The following is an 18,832-nucleotide window of genomic DNA, read 5'->3' on the forward strand; positions in this document are numbered from 1 at the left end:
TCACGCCGGTCGCCAGTCCCCAGTCGAACGGAATGTCAGAGGCATTCGTCAAAACCCTGAAACGGGATTACGTGCGCATATCAGCTCTGCCAGACGCCGAAACGGCGCTCCGGCTCATCGACGGATGGATCGAAGACTACAACGAAATCCATCCCCATTCCGCACTCAAGATGGCTTCCCCTCGGCAGTTCATCAGGGCTAAATCAAACTAGCCGATCTGTCCGGTGAAATGGGGAGCACTCCAGTCGGCGCTTACCCGTGATACTCACATGCGTAGTGCGCAAAGAAATTGGAATTTAAATATGCCGTCGATTGTAATCCTACTTTGCCTTTCCGTGACGATCACAGCTGCTCAAGTCGTCATGAAGTTCGCGGCGCAAGCTTCCAATGAACTCGGAGGCTTCATGCATTTTCGGGTATTGTCGTTGGTGGCTGTTAGCTTTGTTATGTCGTGTCTTGGGCAACTTGTCTGGCTATACGTGCTCAAGGTCTCCACGCTGGGAAGCAGCTATCTGTTCCTATCCTTGGTTTTCGTCTTGGTACCCTTGTGCAGTATATTTTTTTTCGGAGAGCGTATGACCGTGCTGCAATCCGTCGGGATATCTTTCATCCTCATTGGTATTGCCATTCAGGGATATGCTGGCCAGCGTTGAAGTGAGGCTCGGCGAGGAACGACCGAACATGACCGCAGCAGCCGCCGTTACGAATGAAAATAAACCCGCGCTCACTCTTTTTGGGCTTTTGGCAGCCTGCTTCGGATTGTTTTATGTCCTGAACGTCATCGGGAAAATCGGCGCTCCGTTGTCGCCCCAAAGCCTTGTGCTATTGGTCGCAGTCGCCTTACCCGCCATTCGACTGCGAGCCAGAGACCTCCCGTCGCAATTCGTAGTGATCGCCTATGCGATCAACGGATGCTGTGTCTTTTATCTGATCGGGATGCATCGCACCTATGATCTCGGTTTACCCTCGCTCTTCAACAGTGTCTGGGCGCCTGTTTTCGTCGGGATGCTCGCATTCAGGTGGCCTGCACTTATAGCCTTCCCGGCATTGGCAGCGCGTTGGGCTAAACTTCATACACAGTTCGAAACCGGCCTCGGCGCACCAAACAGCGCTGATTTCGTCATTATTCCGGATCTCGCCCTCTTCCTATCGATCGCCGTAAGCATCTATGCCGTCTACCGAATTTTAGAAGATCGTTTGCCCGTCACGCGTGTTCGAAAGGAGACATTCTTCAATGCCTGCATCATGATGGCATCGGGAATCCATCTCTCCAACTACTTTCATTCTGGTTGGGAAAAGCTGTTCCTGCCAGATAGCACACCACTTACCTGGGTCTTGCAGAATCCGACCTACTTCCTCGCAATTCATTCGACGGATGCAGGCGCCTTGACGATCCTCGATCTCTTTCCCGATCGGGATACACTGGTACCTTTTCTCACCTGGCTTAACGTTCCCTTGAATGCGTGGGTTCTCGTTATCCAGCTATACGCTCTATTCAGTCTGCTTTCGCTTCGTGGTAGCGCATGGCTTACGTTCCTTTATGACGTGATGCATTTCGGAATATTTGTCCTAACCGGAATTTTCTTCTGGAAGTGGATTGTTCTCAATGTAGCGTTCATCCTGGCATTCCGGAAAATGCAAAAGGGTGAGCGGCCAAGTGTGGCTATTCGAAGCCTGGGATGTGTTATCGTCCTTGTGGCTCCACTTTTATCGTTCCATATCGTCAAGTTGGCCTGGTTCGATACTGGAGGCGTAAACGACGCATATTTCGAGGTTGCCAATCAGAAGGGCGAGATTCTGCGGGTTCCGTCGAACTTTTTCCTCAATAAGTCCATTAATGTCGCGCAACAACGAATTGCGCGGCCGACAAATGGCTTCTTGCCGACCGGCACCTGGGGTACCACCAGCCGGGCTTCTATCATGTTTGCCTTGCGGGACCATTGCTCTGCTGAAGCTCGGGATTGGGCGCTTTCAGACGAACAGAAAACACAGCTCGGCAAAATGGTTCGTGCGCATCAAGCGCTCGTGGTCCGCCTCGCCGATGAAAGCGGACGGGTCGCCTATGATCTCTATCCGCATCATATCTGGTCCGCTCCTTGGCTATTTGATGATTTCGCGAAGCTTGATGTTCGTCAGATACGTTCCTATTTCTTCGTTGTCGAAAGCCGTTGTGTATCTATCGGGACGGACGGCCAAGTCATCCGCGAGCCAGTTAGGCGAGAAAGATATGAATTCAAACTTTGACTTGGGGGCACATCCTGAATGGGAAGGCAAATCGGTCGTGATCTATGACGGTGAATGCCCATTTTGTTCAAACTATGTGAAATTTCAACGACTTCGCGAGACTTTGGGCAATGTGTTACTGCTTGATGCACGAGCGGTCCCGGGTCTCGTTCGCGAGTTTGAGGCTGCAGGAAAGCCGCTTGATGACGGCATGGCGCTGATCATGGGCGGGCGGATTTATTACGGCGCTGATTGCGTGAATCGTCTGGCTCTGTTGAGTTCGCGCCGAGGCTGGTTCAACAAGCTGAACGCGCTGATCTTCCGTTCGCCGACGGTAGCGAACGTTCTTTATCCGTTCATGAAGTTTGGCCGCGCGATAGTACTTCGCGTGCTCGGTCGCAAGAAACTTACGGCCGCAGAAGGCGTGTCGGCTGATAGCAACCACACGGCATAGCGGTTACTTGGTGCCTATTACCGTCCAACTGTAGCCGTGGCGGTGATAAAGGCGCACATCAACAAAACCAGCCTTCTCGAGCAGGGCTCTCGCTTCGACTTCAGTGTAATACTTCGCCCAACGGGGATTCAACTGGTCAACGATGACGAGTCGAATTGCCTTTCCACCGATCGGTTTTAGAACGTTGCGCATGTAATGACGCATTGGGAGTGGAAGAAACCGGCAAAGTGCTATGTATGCCGCCAAGGGTGGATACATGATAGCTGCCAGCGCTGAATTCATCCATACGGGCAACTTGCGCGTCACCCAACGCAATGGTTCGACGACAGCCAAATAAGCGAAATTGCCTTCGCGTCCGTAGAGCCAGACGATTGCTTTGCCGCCGGGTTTGAGCGCGCCATGCATTTTCTCAACGGTGGACGCAGGGTCTGGAATATGGTGCAGCACGCCAATAGAAAAAATGTAGTCTATATCTTTTATCTCGAACGTATGACCTGCCTCGGCCAGAATTGTTACCCGCTCTTGGAATGAGGCTAGATTCCGTTCCAAAACCGTTTTGGCCTTTGAGGGTTCAATTGCGGTGACATGACCTGCGCCCGCACTGAGCAGCATCGCACTAATCCGGCCAGTGCCCGCTCCTACTTCGGCGCAACGCTTTCCCTGCAAGTCGTTCGCGTCCAATAGAGGCCCGAGAATATCAAGCAGCATGCCTTGGCTGGCGTAATACCCCTCATTTTCGGTGTAAGTCGTCCACTGGTTTCCAAAATCGGCGATCGTTTGCTGTGTCGCCTGCTGAAAATCTTTCGTCATCGGCTAGCGCTCCAAATGCCGACGCCACTGTGCGAAGGTCATGAGTGTCCAGAGAAGGTAAGCGCGGTTCGTTTTCCCGCTCAGATGCTCCGATACCAGCCTGCGAACGGCATTCGGGTTCAAGTACGGCGATACGTAGTCTTCGCGGACGAGCAGGTCGGTGATAACCGACCTGTAGTCCGTGCGGAGGCGATGGGCCAGAGGTACGTTGAAACCAGTTTTTTGCCGCTCTGTAATCGCGGCGGGCAAGGCATAGGAGACGGCCAGATCGCGCAGCACCGGTTTCGTCCGCTTGCCATTTGGCAATCGGAGGCTGCCTGCAATGTGGCTCGTGTATTTTATGAACTCGATATCCAGGAAGGGTACGCGTACTTCAAGGCCATGTGCCATGCTCATCCTGTCGACTTTCATCAACATGTCACCAGGAAGGTAGTAGCTCAGGTCAGCATCCTGGCCCCAACTGGCAGGATCAGCGCTCGAACTCCTGCCCCGTCCGGTATCGATTGCCGCATAGTACGCGCGCGCTCCGTCGTCGATCACATCACGCATCTCTGACGACGCGATATCCCGGAGATCCCAAGGCATCCCATACCGTCGCCATTCCGCGTGAGCATGGGGACCCAAGGGAAGCCCTTGCAGAAAGCGGCCCGCCAATTCCATTGCGGGGTAACGCATGCTGGCAGTATTGTTCTTCGCCAGTAGCTGTCGCGCCATCCATTGCGAAGGCGCCTGTGGAGTAAAAGCAGCGAGGCGGGATGCCAGGCGGGTCGCTCCATAGGTTGCGTAACCTCCGAAAAGTTCATCTGCTCCGTCGCCGGACAAAACCACGGTAGCGTGGGGCTTCGTTGCTGCAGAGAGCTTTTTGACGGCCAAGGCGGAACTGTCTGCCAGTTCCCCGTCCATATGCCAAACGACGGAGGAGAATGTTTCAGCCGGTTCCTCGTCGTCGTGAAAAGACGCGACGACCGCTTCCGACTTGAGATGAGTGGCGACCAGACTTGCGTCGCTGCTTTCATCGAAGTCCCCGACGTCACTAGCAAAAATCAGCGAACGGGGACGAGGAGTCGAGCAGGCAGCATTCACCAGGCTGGAATCAATGCCGCCGGATTGCCAGACTGCCAGCGGCACGTCGGAGACGCGCTGGCGCATCACCGCGGCTTCGAATTGTGCTTTTAACTCATCCGGATCAAACGCGTGGATACTGTCGCTGAACCAGCGTGGGGCGAGGTTTCCAATATTCGATATCTGGCCTGCAGGAGATATGCGTAAAACTTGGCCGGGGGCCAGGCTCGTCACGTCCTGCATCAGTGACCGATTGGGGCCGACATATCCCTGGGTGAGAAACGTGGAAAGAGATACGGTGTCGATTGCCCTGCCGAAGGCCGGAATCCCCAAGAACGCTTTGACCTCGGAGGCAAAGGCGATCGCTGAGCCTGATTGAGATTTCCAGATATAGAGGGGCTTGATACCGATCGGATCACGAGCGAGAATTGTCTCGCCGGTCTCGCGATCGTAAAGAGCAAAAGCAAAAATGCCGTTGAAGCGATCGATGTATGACGGACCGAATTGCTCCACTGCCGCTAGGAGCACTTCCGAGTCGCAACGAGACCGCATCTGAAAGTCGGATGCTTTCTGAAGATCGTGGATCAGCGCCGTCTCGTTGTACAGTTCGCCGTTGTAGACGAGCATCGAACGACCGGAATGGCTCGCCAGCGGTTGTCTGCCATTTTCCGAAAGGTCGCGAATAGAAAGGCGACGATGAGCAAGACCCACCGTATGCCCGTGTCCTTCCGTGCTCCAGATGCTCGCCTGATCTGGTCCACGGTGCGCAATGAGCTCTGACATTGCCGCAAGTTCGGACGCAATCGGTCCTCCATCAAATCGGATGATGCCTGCGATACCGCACATGAGATCAGAGCTTTTCCGCGACAAACAGGTTATTCAACCCGTAGCCGAAGCGCTTGTGCAGGGTAAGCTTGAGGCCCGCGCGCTCGAACAGGCCGACAACATCATTGGTATCCATGCCCATGAGCTCATCGGGATGCATCTCGCGTTCCTTGTCCTCACTGTACCACCACAAGGCGTGGCCGATCTTGCCGACGAACGAGCCTATCATGGTGGCTACAACACGCCCACCGGGTCTCAGCAAGCGCGCGGCCTCTTGAATGGCCTCGACACGTTCGGGGATGTGATTGAGGCAGGCAATATAAGAGACGGTGTCGAAGCTGGCGTCATCAAAGCTGAAGTGCGCAGCGTTCTCGATCAGCATGACGTCATCGGACCAAGCGGTGACATCCGCACCAACGCTTTCGGTTGCAGCACTGCTACGATTCTTTTCCCGGTAAAGGCGGAGCAGCATGTTGTCACCGCAACCGACGTCGAGAACACGACCGCGAAGCTCCGGAAGCACCATTCGCAGGCGTTCTGCGCGAAGCGAGGTGAAGCCGAATCGTTCGGATTGGTAGTCCGGCAGGACGACCATTCTGAGCGGTGCTCCGATCAGATCCCACAGCATCTGCGGGGGTGATTTCCGGTGTCGCAACGCCCATTCCGGCGGCGGATTTGAGTGAAAGGCATGAGCTATCTTGGCGTTCCCCGTCATGGCTCAGTTTCCCTTCTTCCAGTTGGCCAAGTAGTTCAGGCCGAACGCGGCGCAATGCTGAAGCCGCAACAGGCCGATTTGGTCTGCAATGATCGCGACGGTCATGATCAATAGAGAAGAGATCAGCAGGAGCGCGCCAAGCACCGGCAGTCCCTGCCCGTTATAAAGGATAACCAGCGCACTGTAGGCAAGACCGGCGGCAAAAAGGGCTCCGGCGAGACTGCCGAACAATCTCAGCGGTTGCAGGAGACTTGCAATCCGCAGAACGGTGACCAAAGTTCGGAAACCGTCAAACAGCTTGACCTTGCTTTGCCCGACCCTTGTTCGCAGCTCGATCTGTTCGAAGGCGAAAGGTATCCGTGATTTGATGAGAAGGAAGGTACTGGTGGTGCTCGCACTGTATCCCGTAGGCAAAAGCAAAAAGAAGCGGAAATACGCTTCTCGCCGGAACACGCGCAGACCACAATTGAAATCCTTGACATAGCCAAGCCCAAGGAGGAGCGCGAACAGGCGGATGAGCATCTTTCCAATTCCTCGGGTACTGGAAACCGAGCCTCCCCGTTGTCCGAGCACGGCTCCCAGGCGCTCGTCTTCCAGACGATCCACCATCCGCGCCAAATCCTCGGCCCGGTGTTCGTTGTCCCCGTCGAACCAGGCGATGAGTTCCCGCGTTGCTGCCAAGGTTCCCTGGCGAAGGGCACCGCCGTAACCTTGGTTGTAGGAGAGTTGCAAAAGCTCCGTATCCGGATAAGCCATCACAACCTCAGGCGTGCTATCTTTGCTGCAATCATCGACGACAAGGATTTGACAGCCGGGCACATGCTGGTGCAAGTCTTCAATCACGGAAGCGATGGCATCCTGCTCATTATGTGCCGGAATCAAAACCGATAGATTGGCATAGTCTCGTTTCAAGCTTCGATCCCTTGTGCTTGCAAAAGAGGATGATCTCGCCGCTTCGCTTGCCGGCACCGAAACGACCGGCGGGCCGACGAGCTGCAGGTCTGCGAATTCGGAGAACCTTTAGTGGCTTTGATGGTCTGCTGCAATACGACCAGTATCGTCACAGTTCTCGTCAAGGCCTTTATCGCCGCCGTCACCCAAGACCGATCAGCCAGACTGTCGGACGCGCGTTTCTTGTCCATTTGCAACGATTTTTTCTCATGAACGGCGAGCGGTGAATCGCGAGGGGCAAATTTATCACGTCTCGGCGTTTGGAGTGGCCCGCGCAGATAAAGTAAAGGTCGTGTCCGCACTCCTATGGAGATAAAACGGCAGTCGCATTCCCTCGGTGTTGCATCAGAATTTCGGCGATCGCCTTAGAGAATTCCGCTCTGCCTTTCTCGGTTAGATGCGACCGAGTGGCAAAGTAACTATCGGGATACTCGCTTGGTGTGTTCAATACATGCGAAGCATCGATTTTAAGGAGACGAGCTATCGCTTTCTTTGCCCTTATAAAGCCGCCATCCGATTGTCCGAGAGGAACTGGAGGAATGAGCAGATACACTTTGGATCGATCTATGCCGTCGAGTGCACGGAGTAGCGGCTGCTGTAGCTCCTGAAACGAGTCTGGCATATTTTGATCTATCACTGCCTTGGTGAGAGCTTTCTGGCTGGGATCGACCAGCGACCCACTTGCCGCAATCTCTCGCACAAGTGCTCTAGCGGTCGGATATCGTGCCGTGAAGGCCCCTTTCAGCCTGCCGAAATCTATCGACTCAGGGGCGATGGAGTAGCCGCACAGCCGATCGCTGGAGCACGCCTGAACCAAGTCCTTCCACCGCTTCGGAATTGCCGCTCTGGAAAGTTGCAGGGGGTGGATTACGAGTATGATTTTATCAGGGAGCTTACCACGTTCTCTGAGCAAGCTGATCGCTGCTGCATCCCCCACGGCGCCTACCGATCCAAACATGCAGTATGACGCGATTCGATCTCCGGTTATCTCCGAAATCGTCGGCGGATGGATGCCCGTAAGGCACGAACTGTCGCCGAAAAAGGCCACATCGGTTTGCTCTCCCTGCGCTGCCCGTTTCAGTTGCTCTCTTACGATGTACGTTTCCGATGTCCACTCTCTTGGGATGGAACTTGCCATCCATGTAGTCGCGCCACCTGCAAACAGGAGGAAGCTTCCCAGAACGATGGCCGGCTTGAATATTCCTTGTGGCCGCCATTCGCGCACCGGATTCTCTATGAAATGCCAAGTCGCTGCGGCTAGCACCATCGTGATTGCCAGCAGTAAGAGCGCAGCCAGAATGCCCAGGCTACTTTCAGCGAAATAGAACTTCGTAATGACGTACAATGGCCAGTGCCAGAGATACGCTGAATAGGAAATAAGTCCGACAAACCTGAGAGGAAACCACTTAAGCCCTCGGCTAACGAAACTCGTGGCTTCATGGGCAGGCCAAATGATAAGCGCTGCGCCTAGACAGGGGATGATCGCCCAAAAGCCAGGATACGGATATGCAGAGGTGAAAGTCAGCACCGAAATGGCGATCAGGATGATGCCGGCGGCTCTCATTAAGGCCGACATCTTGCGCGTCGCTATGGTGGGGGCAAGCACCAGGGCTGCTCCAAGTGAAAACTCCCACGCCCTTCCGAAGATCAGATAGAATGCCCCTCGTGGGTCAGATTGCATCTGCAATTGGCCGTATATGAAGCTGATCAGGCCAATGAAGGCAATGAGTGAGAGCAGTACGGCCGGACGCCTGCGGGATACGAGCGAAATTGCGACGAGCAGTGCTGGCCAGAGGATGTAGAACTGTTCCTCAACTGCCAAGCTCCAGAAGTGCAAAAATGGCTGCGCTTCCGTGTCAGCGGCGAAGTAGTCGGAACCGGCGTTGTAATAGAGGTTAGCAAGAAACGTTGCTGCGAAGAATGCGCTTTCCCGGAATTCCACGAAGTCCTGTGGCGGGTATACGCAATATCCGGTGATCAGCGTTGCTCCTACAACGACAAACATCGCGGGCAAAATCCGTTTTGCCCGCCGGGTATAGAAATCGATAAAGGAAAATCTGCCGGCACTGATAGATTCCAGAATTATGCGGGAAATCAGGAACCCGGAGATGACAAAGAAAACATCAACACCGATGAAACCTCCCGTTAGGAAGGGCACCTCGAAGTGATATAGAATAACGGACAGGACGGCGACGGCCCGCAGACCGTCGATCTCATCGAAATAAGTGCTGCTGCTTCCTAAACCCCGCCGCAAAAGCATCTTCCCCACCGCGCCTCGTTGCAGCCGCATCCGATATAGAAAAATGGATATCAAATCTACAGGGCAGGTACGAGGTCGTCATCAGTTTTAGCGGACAAAAGAGAAAAACGGCATGTGCTACAGACTTTACATGTTGATAATCTTCAGCCAGCCACATCGATTTCGTTGGAGGCGTGGCCTGAGCAACAAGTTTTTACCTGCAATACACGTAACCAGATAGGTTTGGGGAATAAGGGGGAGGTGTTTGATTTCAATTAAGCCACCGGTGTTGGTATATGTTCGAAATTGCCCGGGAAGTCGAGAAAACCTTGGGCGGAGGGTTGAACTAGGACGATGAATCACAGACCTGCTTATCTGGCGTGGTTAGAGCAGTCCCTTTCTCGCCGGAGGCTCGTATGGTCATCAACGTAACAGTCGCAGGCATCGGTTATGTCGGTCTCTCAAATGCCGTGCTGCTTGCCCAGCATAATGATGTGATCGCATACGATATCGACGCTCAGCGTGTTGCGATGCTGAACGAGCGCATTTCGCCGATCGCCGATACGGAGATCGAGAATTACCTGCGAACAAGGCCGCTGCATCTGCGGGCAACGACGGACAAGGTAGAAGCCTTTGCCACGGCCAACTTCGTTGTCATCGCGACTCCCACTAACTACGACCCCGACCATAATTACTTCGATACAACGACCGTCGAGGCCGTTGTCGAAGATGTCCGGCAGGTCAACCGGGATGCCACTATCGTCATAAAGTCCACTATCCCGGTGGGTTATACCGCGTGGCTGCGCGCGGCCCGTGGCGACGAAAAAATCCTGTTTTCACCGGAATTCCTGCGCGAAGGCAAGGCGCTTTATGACAACCTCCATCCTTCGCGCATCGTCATGGGAGCGGACACTCCGGAGGCTCGCCAATTCGCCGGTCTGTTACAGCAAGGCGCGGTGAAGGCGGACGTTCCAGTGCTCTTCACCGGTGCCGGCGAGGCGGAGGCGATCAAGCTCTTCGCCAACACCTATCTTGCCATGCGCGTCGCCTATTTCAACGAACTCGACTCCTATGCCATGACCCATGGCATCGACACGCGCCAGATCATCGAGGGCGTCGGCCTCGATCCGCGTATCGGCCAGCACTACAACAACCCCTCCTTCGGCTATGGGGGGTATTGCCTTCCGAAGGACACGAAACAGTTGTTATCGAACTTCAGCGACGTGCCGCAGAACCTCATCCGCGCCATCGTCGACGCGAACACAACACGAAAGGAGTTCCTGGCCGCAGATATCGTGGCGCGTGATCCGGGTGTTGTTGGTGTCTATCGCCTGGCGATGAAGAAGGGATCGGACAATTTCCGCGAGTCCTCTATCCAGGGCATTATGAAGCGTATCAAAGCAAAGGGAATCCCGGTCATTATCTACGAGCCGGATTTCGAAGGGGACACGTTTTTCCGCTCGGAGATCGTGCGCAACCTTGACGACTTCAAGCGCCGCGCCGACGTCATCATCGCCAACCGCCGTTCCGAGGACCTCGACGACGTCTGGGATAAAGTCTACACGCGTGACGTTTTTTTAAGGGATTGATGACGCGTTAAGCGAGTAGTTCTGCGTTGAGTGCGGTCTTGTGAAGTGCGGCAACCATTGAAAGTTAAGCGCGCCGAATTTGGCTGAGGTCGCTTGCTGTCATATCCGGTTCATAAACAGCAAAGAGCGCCCGATCTCACGTGGGGCAAGTCTTCCTCAACCACGAACTTTCGAGCCATGACACAACTCCATCGCCTCGGCGATGGAAAATGGCGGTCGCCATCCCAGCAAATGGCAGGTAGGTGCCGCATCGACTTGAAGATTCTCCGTCAGGCGCGCGACAGCCTCTTGGTGCCTCGTAAGCATCCCGATACCACGCAGGAAGGCAGGAGGAACCGGAATGCTCCTTGGCCGGTGCCCCGCTGCCAAGGTCAATTGTGAAAGCAGTTTATGCGTCGAAAGGTCATGCCCGTCGCTTGCCAAGAACACTTGGTTCGCTGCGTTGGGATGGTCGAGCATTGTGATCAGGAGATCGCAAAGGTTTCCGACATGAATGAAGGAGCGCTTATTCCTGACGGCCGAGAAGATCGAGGGTATGCCGAGGGCTGCCCATTTCATCAGACTGCGGAAATTGCCACCAACCCCCGCGCCGTAAACGAGCGGAGGACGGACGATCACAATTTCCAGGCCGGTTTGCCGGCCCAAAGCTGTAAGCGCTGCTTCTGCTTCGGCTTTTGATATACCATAAGGGTCTTGTGGATCCAGTGGGTCGACGGCGGTGAACGGTTTTCCGGGTTCGGTCCGCTCACCGTTTGCCTTGATCGAACTGACGAAGACGAATCGACGTACTCCCGCCTTGGCGGCTTGACGGGCAAGATTTGTTGTCGCGGTAACATTGGCTTCGCGAAACACAGCAAGCGGGTCTGCGGTCGTCTCGCGCATGACATGAACGCGCGCCGCGAGATGCACCACGGTATCGACGCCTATCAGATAGTCGCGCCAATCCATTTCGGGCCCGTAGGAGGGCACCGTTACCAGGCCCGGCAGCGTTTGTCGGCTGATACCCCGGGCGGGCAAGCCGCGACGCGCCATCTCGGCCATTAAGTGGGATCCGACAAATCCCGAGGCCCCTGTGATCAGTGTTGTTCCCATGGGAAATCTGTCTCAGCCGTGCGCGATCGCCTGTTCCGGCGGATCCTCGGCGGTAATCAGGGCAAATAGAAGTTTCTTGGCCTGCATTTCGTCTCCGGCAAGTATCGCCTGTTCGATATCCCGAAGCCAGGCTGCTATGTCATAGCGAGCGATCCCAGTCGAATCCGCCCGCATGATTTTCGGATGGCGTGTCGGCCGAGCGTTGTTGCGGTCGTAAAACAGTTCCTCGAAGAGTTTTTCTCCCGGTCGTTTACCGATCACCTCGATGGCAATGCCGTTGTCGGGGTTCTTGCTGTCGCGGACATGGAAGCCGGCCAGCCGGATCATGTTCTCGGCAAGGTCCCCGATACGCACGGGTTCGCCCATGTCCAGCAGGAAGACATCCCCTCCGACAGACAGAGCGCCTGCCTGGACGATCAGTTCTGCGGCTTCCGGGATCGCCATGAAGTAACGGGTCATGTCCGGATCGGTGACCGTTACGGGGCCGCCCTTGGCGATCTGCTGTTTGAAGAGTGGCACGACCGAGCCGTTCGAGCCGATTACATTGCCAAAACGAACGGCACAGAAGACTTGCTTCTCCGATTTTGAATGCGCCTCGATCGCCATCTGCCGAACGATGAGTTCAGCCCAGCGTTTCGTTGCCCCCATCACATTCGTAGGCCGAACCGCCTTGTCGGATGAGATCAGCACGAAGCTTTCGATTTTCTGCTCCAACGCAATAGTCGCCACGGTCAAAGTGCCGAAAACGTTGTTCCGGATTCCTTCAAGCACATTCGCCTCAACGAGCGGGACGTGTTTGTGTGCCGCGGCGTGATAGAGAACCTGGACGCCATGGGTCCGGATGGCTCGTTCCACCGTCTTGGGGTCTGTCACTGAGCCAAGAACCGGGACGATCGGATAGTCTCCTGCCGCCAGTTCCTGCTCGATCCGGTAAAGCGAGTATTCGCTCGCTTCGAACAGAACGAGCTTCTTCGGTTTCCGGCGGACGATAAGACGACACAGCTCCGAGCCGATGGAGCCACCGGCGCCGGTGACCATGACGGTCTTGCCGGTAAGCGCTTGGTCGAGCAGTTCGTTGTCGGCCGGCACAAAAGATCTTCCGAGCAGTTCATCAATCTCGATTTCGCGAATTTGGCTGACGATGTAGCGCCCGTCCACGAGGTCCGAAATATCCGGCAGGCTACGAATCTTGATGCCGAGGCCCGTCACGCGGCTAAGCACGGCCTGTCGTCTAGTCACTGGGATGGACGACATGCTGAGCACTATTTCCTTGATTCCATATCGATCGATGAGTGACGACAGGTCATTGGAAGAAAAGACGCGGTAACCGCCGAGGTCGCGGCCATGATTGGCAGGATCGTCGTCGATCAGCCCCATGACGTAGCGATTGCCATGGCCTTTAAGGGCACGTGCCAGTTGGGCGGCAGCTGGCCCTGCACCGTAGATGAAAATCGGTTCTTCGCCGCGACGCAAGCCTGTACCTGAAACGAGGATACACTTGGCAGCAAAGCGCATACCGCCGATCAGGAGTGTTCCCAGGATGAAATAAAGGAAAGGTACGGATCGGGGGACGATGCCCTGGCCTGCCATTTCCATTAGAAAGATGATAATGACCCAGCTCATCGTGGCGATGAGCATCGCCTTGATTATGGTCCAGATTGCCGCCTCCGGCAGGTAGCGAATCACGGACCGGTATAAGCCCAGCCGAATGAACACGGGAATCGCGACCACAGGAGCTAGCGCTGCAAGAAGCAAGCGCTGGCTTGTTATCGCCGGCGTCCAAATGGACAGGCGGATGGCATAGCTTGCCCAGAGCGCGAACATCAGAGCCATGATGTCGAAAATGATCATCAAAACCCGCTTCCAGAAGCGGGGCGTTCGGATGATTCTTTCCCTAAGGCGCCTGACCAGAGGTCGGTCGATCCATTCCGAGGTCAACATGATCCTGCCACTAAACTCGCTAATGTTGAATGCCGGTTGCGCCGACCACTTTTATGACGGTCATGGCCAGAATGCGCAAATCGAAAAGAAAGCTTTGTCGCCTAAGGTACTCGGTATCCAATGCGACCTTGTCTTCAATCGCCAGCTCGTCCCGACCATTTACCTGTGCCCAGCCTGTGAGCCCAGGCAAAAGCAAATGTACATCCCTTGATGTGCGTGCGGCTATTAGATCTTCCTGATTGAAAAGAGCAGGGCGGGGCCCCACGAAGCTCATCTCCCCCTTAAGGATGCACCAGAGTTGCGGAAGTTCATCCAGACTTGTCTTGCGCAGGAAGCTGCCGAGAGGGGTCAGGTGTCTTGCAGGATCCCCAAGCAGATGGGTGGCGACGACGGGCGTATCGATCTGCATCGTACGAAATTTGGGCATCCAAAACAGATGATTGCCACGGCCGACGCGCTGCGACCAGTAGAGAATCGGCCCTTTTGATGTGGTGCGGACTGCAACTGCAAGGACAGCCATAGGTAGAGCGAGAGCGGCAAGCGCAGCGAAGGCCAGGGCGATATCGCATGCACGCTTCATAACCATCGTTAATCGCCTCGAACTGGGTTTACGGATAGACAATCCGCGCGTGAATAGGACAAATTGCTTCCAATCACCAGCGTCATGAAGCGCAGACTAAGAGCCATCGGAACAGGAGCAAGGCGATGTGATATAATGCTGCCGCTTCAGCAGGTGACCGGGGGCATCACAGCCACGTCCTTCGCTGCGCCACGATGCATGATAATCGCGTTGGCTAGAGCAGCCGAAGACGCGGTCCATAGCAGTGTAGGTCGCTACGAAACGCTGTGTTATCAAGATTGGATGAGCGTTCTATCATAAGCCACTTGCAGACATGCGGCGGAGAGTGTTACGCGCAAACCGCGAGACGGCGAGGCTCGTTTGCGATCGTATCAGTGACGATCTGTGTATCAGGAAAATGGTTTGGGGATGAGCATTCGTATCTACGCGATCAATCTTGACCGTTCGGTCGATCGCTGGAGGAGTCTATCTCTAAGTGCAGACGCTTTTGGCTTTGATCTAGTTCGAATTTCGGGAGTTGATGGTGCAGAAACGCCGCCCGAAGAGCGCATCGACTGTGATTCAAAAAAATTCAAACGTAACAATGGCCGTGGCATGCTGCCTGGCGAATACGGCTGTTATCGAAGCCATTTGGGAGCACTTGCCACATTCTACGCGACGGGTGAACTCACAGCTGTCATTGTGGAAGATGATATTAAGCTGTCTGTGGATCTTGTTGTGCGTGCCGACGCAGCTATCAAAGCCATTCCGGATGCAGACGTCGTGAAGCTATGCAACCACCGCGTTGTCGGTTTCAAGCATGTCACGACTTCGGAAGCGGGCGATGAGATCGGCCGTGCGGTGCATGGTCCGCAAGGATCCGCTGCGTGTTATGTCGTTACGCGGAAAGGCGCCAAGCGTTTGCTCGAAGGCCTGAACATCATGGAATATCCGTGGGATGTCGCCTTGGAGCGTGGCTGGGCTTATGATGCGCAAATCTACACGACGCGTTATGACGTGGCCGCCCCAGGGCGTGATAGCACGACGATTGCCACAAGTTCTGTATACCGTTCCACCAAGTTTCCCTGGTGGAAGCGGTTCAGGACATACGCTATCCGAATCCGGGAGACTATTTGCAGGATCGGATATGCGCGAAATGGCTGAGCAACCTTCGGTATCGCGCACTCGTGTGAACGCCGTGCTGTTTTCTGTTTTATGGGCGCTCATGGCATCCGCTATGCTGGTGGAGAGCGATACCTATCGCTATATCTCCATCGCGTTGGTCGTATTCGCCGTTGTCTGGCAGAAGGATGACGTTCGACGTGTTTCCCGGGACTGGTTGACGACTGCCTGCTACGTTTGGGCTCTTTACGCGGCTGGCCGCTTTCTCTTTGGCGTGTTTGTCGCCGGAGAGAAGGGTACATCGGAATGGCTCTACATCTTCCCAGCCGTGTTTCCGATTGTTGGTGTGGCCCTCTACGCCACCAGAGCCTATGTGTTCGCGGCCGCCACGTTGATTGTTTTCGTTGGTTTTGTGGCGCTCCTGACCACGCTGAGTCCTACCACGATCCTGGCAGGTGCGAGGGCGGCGCCGCTATTTCACAACAATCCCATTCATGCGGGGATTGGCAGTTGCATGCTTTTCTTGACCTCAGTCTTCTGGTCGCTCTACGCGGCGGAGACCGGGCGTTTGAGAGGCCGTTTCAAGTTGCCAATGTTGGGGTTGGGTGTACTCACGGCCATTCTCAGTCTTTTCGGCGCTCTTGGCGCGCAATCGAAAGGCGCTTGGTTGGCGCTCGTCTTCGTCATGGTTCTGATGGCTACTCTCACGTTGCTCCATCATGCGGGCAGATGGCGGTTGCATCTCTTGAGCGGCCTCTTCTTGACTGCGGTGGCGATGGTTTTGATTTCAACCTCCTATGTCGAGAAGGTTGCAGGCCCCACGATCGAAGCCGCGGCGAAACTGACGGATGACACCGTTACGACGGAGGGGCCGATTGCATCCATGCAAAGGGCGATCGCTGACCCGTCGACACCGTCACCCATGCGCGAACGTCTGAAATTGTGGTCGAATGCCATTGAGTTGATCCAGGCCGCTCCGCTCTTTGGTTGGGGCAATGAATGGCTGCGTGAGTGGCGCAAAACGACCTATGCGGACGTCGACTTCACGTTGATCCACAATGGTTATCTCGAAATCATGGTTCGCCACGGCATTCTCGGAATAGCCCTCCTGCTTGTTTTCGTGGTGATCTCCGTCGGCCGCATCCATGCTGCGCACCGCAGTGGTGTCATCTCCTCCAGCCTTACAGCCTATTTGTACAGTCTCGGCTTCTTCTTCTTCTGCACGATAACGACGAACTCCAACAACCGTCTTGCTCTGGGTGAATCCTTCTTCATTCTGGGAGCTGCGGCCGTGTTTGCGATCAGTCTCGCGCAGGAAGATTGGATGCGACGTGAGGACCGCGAGCGTTTGTCCGTCAAGATTTAACCCGCGTCTCGGCAAGCCCACCGGATTACGGCTCCCTGCGCGAGCCGGAGAAGCGGCCCACCTAATCGACCTACTCGATTAATTCCCCTCTCTCCGGCATCTTGCCGGCTGTCCGGCACCCCGGAATACTTGGCGTCAAATTGTCATTGAGGGTCATGTGCGGGATGAGTGCTCTTGAAGCTGTAATCGATGGTGTTGGCGATCGCATCGATGATCTCGTGGCGGGGCATCGGGCGGGGCATGGGCTGGCGCGGGCGTTTTATCAGGATGCCGAGATTTACCGGCGCGACATGGAGCGGGTGTTCCGCCGGCACTGGCATTGTATCGCGCATGAGAGCGTGATCCCCAACGCCAACGATTTCGAGGTCTTCCGCATCGATACGGAGCAGGTGATCGTCACGCGTGCCGCGGATGGCAGCATCCATGCGGTGCTGAACGTCTGTCGCCATCGCGGGGCTGAGGTCTGCACGAAACAGAAGGGCAATGCGCGCGTTTTCGTCTGTCCCTACCACGCCTGGACCTACGGCAACGACGGCAGCCTCAAGGCCGCGCGGCTGATGCCGAAGGATTTCAGGCGTGAGGATCATGGCCTGAAGACGCTCAACGTCCGCGTGGTCGAAGGGCTGGTCTTCATTTCCTTCGCCGAACAGCCGCTCGATTTTTCCGAAGTCGAGAACCTGCTGCATGCCACCTGCGGGCAATATGGCTGGGCGAGCGCGAAGGTGGCGCATCGCGAGACCTATCCGGTGGCGGCGAACTGGAAGCTCGCCGTCGAAAACTATGTCGAATGTTATCATTGCGGCCCGGCGCATCCGGAATATTCGCAGACCCATGCGCTCGAACAGCCGCTGCATATGATCGAGGCGCTGAACGAGGCGATGGAGGCGCGCACCTGCGCGCTCGGCATCGAGGTCGGATCGGGCAATCACTGGCAGACGTCGCGCGAGGGCCGCGAGGCGATCCACGCCTTCCGTTATGCGCTCTATGACGGCGTTCAGAGCGGCAGCGAGGACGGCAAGGCGGTCGCGCCGCTGATGGGCCGCTTCACCGATTTCGATGGCGGTGTCACCTCCATCCATCTCGGCGGCACCACGTTCCTCGTCTGCTATCCCGATCACGGCATGATCTACCGCTTCATTCCGAAAACGGCTGAAAGCTGCGAGATGGAGCTGATCTGGCTGGTCGACGGCAAGGCGGAGGAGGGCAGGGATTACGACCTCGCCAAGCTCACCTGGCTGTGGAAGGTCACGACGGAAGAGGACAAGGCGATCATCGAGCACACCGCACGCGGCGTGCAGTCGCACTACTTCGTGCCCGGGCCGATCGCGCCGATGGAGCAGAACGAGCTGCGCTACATCGAGTGGTACCTGGACGAGATCAGCCGCCCGTAATTGTTCTCATGGCTCGGAATATCCGGGCCATCGCTCCCTTCGCGGGATGGCCGGCATCGTAACGGCGATCGTCGCGCTGCCGGCGCGCGGCGCCGGTTATGCAGGTCGCGCGTGACGATTTCCGATCGCGGACACCATTTCAGGCGCGCCGCCGCTCGAGGAAATATTGGATAACCGATCATAGCTGTTGACGCATTTTTTACCTCGTCTACTATATCTTGTGTTCGAGGTTCCTTCGATTCGAAAGTGTCGAGGGCTAAGATGGGAACCCGGGGCGGCCATGATGGCCGCATTGTCCGGGGCTGCCCCCGCAACTGTAAGCGGTGAGCGTTCATCCGATGATGTCACTGAGGCGCCAATGCCTTGGGAAGACGGATGACCGTGTCGACCCGTGAGCCAGGAGACCTGCCTCGCGCATGAACGTCCACGGGCGGGGTGTCCGGATGGCGAGCGACGGGTCGCGAATGATCTCGCCCCCGCGTCTCCCTGTGCA

The 18,832-nt window shown here is 55.8% G+C and carries 16 protein-coding genes and 1 riboswitch; of the genes, 8 read left to right on the forward strand and 8 right to left on the reverse strand.

The genetic code is table 11. From position 1 onward, the window contains the following. The 4 genes from B5M41_RS24475 to B5M41_RS24490 all read left to right on the forward strand — a co-directional run. On the forward strand, window positions 1–212 hold a 212-nt coding region (locus B5M41_RS24475; RefSeq protein WP_230640336.1), incomplete at its 5' end, for an integrase core domain-containing protein. Between the two features lie 57 nt (window positions 213–269). Next, window positions 270–653 (forward strand): DMT family transporter, encoded by a 384-nt coding sequence (locus tag B5M41_RS24480; protein WP_134651694.1) that lies wholly within the window; start codon window positions 270–272, stop codon window positions 651–653. 28 nt (window positions 654–681) lie between these two features. Then, window positions 682–2,244 (forward strand): hypothetical protein, encoded by a 1,563-nt coding sequence (locus B5M41_RS24485; RefSeq protein ID WP_134651692.1) that lies wholly within the window; start codon window positions 682–684, stop codon window positions 2,242–2,244. Then, window positions 2,228–2,677 (forward strand): thiol-disulfide oxidoreductase DCC family protein, encoded by a 450-nt coding sequence (locus B5M41_RS24490; protein ID WP_134651690.1) that lies wholly within the window; start codon window positions 2,228–2,230, stop codon window positions 2,675–2,677. The genes B5M41_RS24485 and B5M41_RS24490 overlap by 17 nt, the downstream gene beginning before the upstream one ends. A gap of 3 nt (window positions 2,678–2,680) precedes the next feature. Here the strand turns inward: B5M41_RS24490 and B5M41_RS24495 are convergent, their stop codons facing one another. From B5M41_RS24495 to B5M41_RS24515, 5 genes are all read right to left on the reverse strand, one after another. After that, entirely contained in the window at window positions 2,681–3,487 is an 807-nt protein-coding gene (locus tag B5M41_RS24495) for a class I SAM-dependent methyltransferase (protein WP_134651688.1), read from the reverse strand. 3 nt (window positions 3,488–3,490) lie between these two features. Continuing rightward, complete coding sequence (gene asnB, locus B5M41_RS24500) at window positions 3,491–5,395, reverse strand: asparagine synthase (glutamine-hydrolyzing) (RefSeq protein WP_134651686.1); 1,905 nt, start codon at window positions 5,393–5,395, stop codon at window positions 3,491–3,493. Window positions 5,396–5,399: 4 nt separating this feature from the next. Beyond that, complete coding sequence (locus B5M41_RS24505) at window positions 5,400–6,089, reverse strand: class I SAM-dependent methyltransferase (RefSeq protein WP_134651684.1); 690 nt, start codon at window positions 6,087–6,089, stop codon at window positions 5,400–5,402. 3 nt (window positions 6,090–6,092) lie between these two features. Further along, the gene (locus B5M41_RS24510; protein WP_160870799.1) at window positions 6,093–7,001 is read right to left on the reverse strand and encodes a glycosyltransferase family 2 protein; all 909 of its coding nucleotides are present in this window, start codon (window positions 6,999–7,001) and stop codon (window positions 6,093–6,095) included. 343 nt (window positions 7,002–7,344) lie between these two features. Further along, window positions 7,345–9,300 (reverse strand): acyltransferase family protein, encoded by a 1,956-nt coding sequence (locus B5M41_RS24515; protein ID WP_230640340.1) that lies wholly within the window; start codon window positions 9,298–9,300, stop codon window positions 7,345–7,347. A gap of 395 nt (window positions 9,301–9,695) precedes the next feature. Between B5M41_RS24515 and B5M41_RS24520 the strand changes: the two genes are divergently transcribed. Next, window positions 9,696–10,868 (forward strand): nucleotide sugar dehydrogenase, encoded by a 1,173-nt coding sequence (locus tag B5M41_RS24520; RefSeq protein WP_202402208.1) that lies wholly within the window; start codon window positions 9,696–9,698, stop codon window positions 10,866–10,868. 156 nt (window positions 10,869–11,024) lie between these two features. On the opposite strand, the gene B5M41_RS24525 is transcribed toward B5M41_RS24520, so the two are convergent. From B5M41_RS24525 to B5M41_RS24535, 3 genes are all read right to left on the reverse strand, one after another. Beyond that, a complete protein-coding gene (locus B5M41_RS24525) occupies window positions 11,025–11,960 on the reverse strand; it encodes an NAD-dependent epimerase/dehydratase family protein (RefSeq protein WP_134651678.1) in 936 nt (311 codons plus the stop codon). A gap of 12 nt (window positions 11,961–11,972) precedes the next feature. Then, on the reverse strand, window positions 11,973–13,811 hold the full coding sequence (locus B5M41_RS24530) for a polysaccharide biosynthesis protein (RefSeq protein WP_230640338.1): 1,839 nt from the start codon (window positions 13,809–13,811) through the stop codon (window positions 11,973–11,975). A 109-nt stretch (window positions 13,812–13,920) separates the two neighbouring features. Continuing rightward, window positions 13,921–14,487, reverse strand: a complete 567-nt coding sequence (locus B5M41_RS24535) for a sugar transferase (RefSeq protein ID WP_209020899.1) — start codon at window positions 14,485–14,487, stop codon at window positions 13,921–13,923. Window positions 14,488–14,889: 402 nt separating this feature from the next. On the opposite strand from B5M41_RS24535, the gene B5M41_RS24540 reads away from it, so the two are divergent. The 3 genes from B5M41_RS24540 (at window position 14,890) to B5M41_RS24550 (ending at window position 18,339) form a co-directional block, all read left to right on the forward strand. Continuing rightward, complete coding sequence (locus tag B5M41_RS24540; RefSeq protein ID WP_134651676.1) at window positions 14,890–15,624, forward strand: glycosyltransferase family 25 protein; 735 nt, start codon at window positions 14,890–14,892, stop codon at window positions 15,622–15,624. Further along, the gene (locus B5M41_RS24545) at window positions 15,608–16,948 is read left to right on the forward strand and encodes an O-antigen ligase family protein (RefSeq protein WP_134651675.1); all 1,341 of its coding nucleotides are present in this window, start codon (window positions 15,608–15,610) and stop codon (window positions 16,946–16,948) included. Before B5M41_RS24540 ends, B5M41_RS24545 begins: the two co-directional genes overlap by 17 nt. Window positions 16,949–17,112: 164 nt before the next feature. After that, window positions 17,113–18,339, forward strand: coding sequence for an aromatic ring-hydroxylating oxygenase subunit alpha (locus B5M41_RS24550; protein WP_134651674.1), 1,227 nt, complete (start codon window positions 17,113–17,115; stop codon window positions 18,337–18,339). 210 nt (window positions 18,340–18,549) lie between these two features. Then, a riboswitch (cobalamin riboswitch) is annotated at window positions 18,550–18,766 on the forward strand. The last annotated feature ends 66 nt before the right edge of the window (window positions 18,767–18,832 follow it).

Source organism: Shinella sumterensis, from assembly GCF_004514425.2.
Taxonomy (GTDB): domain Bacteria; phylum Pseudomonadota; class Alphaproteobacteria; order Rhizobiales; family Rhizobiaceae; genus Shinella; species Shinella sumterensis.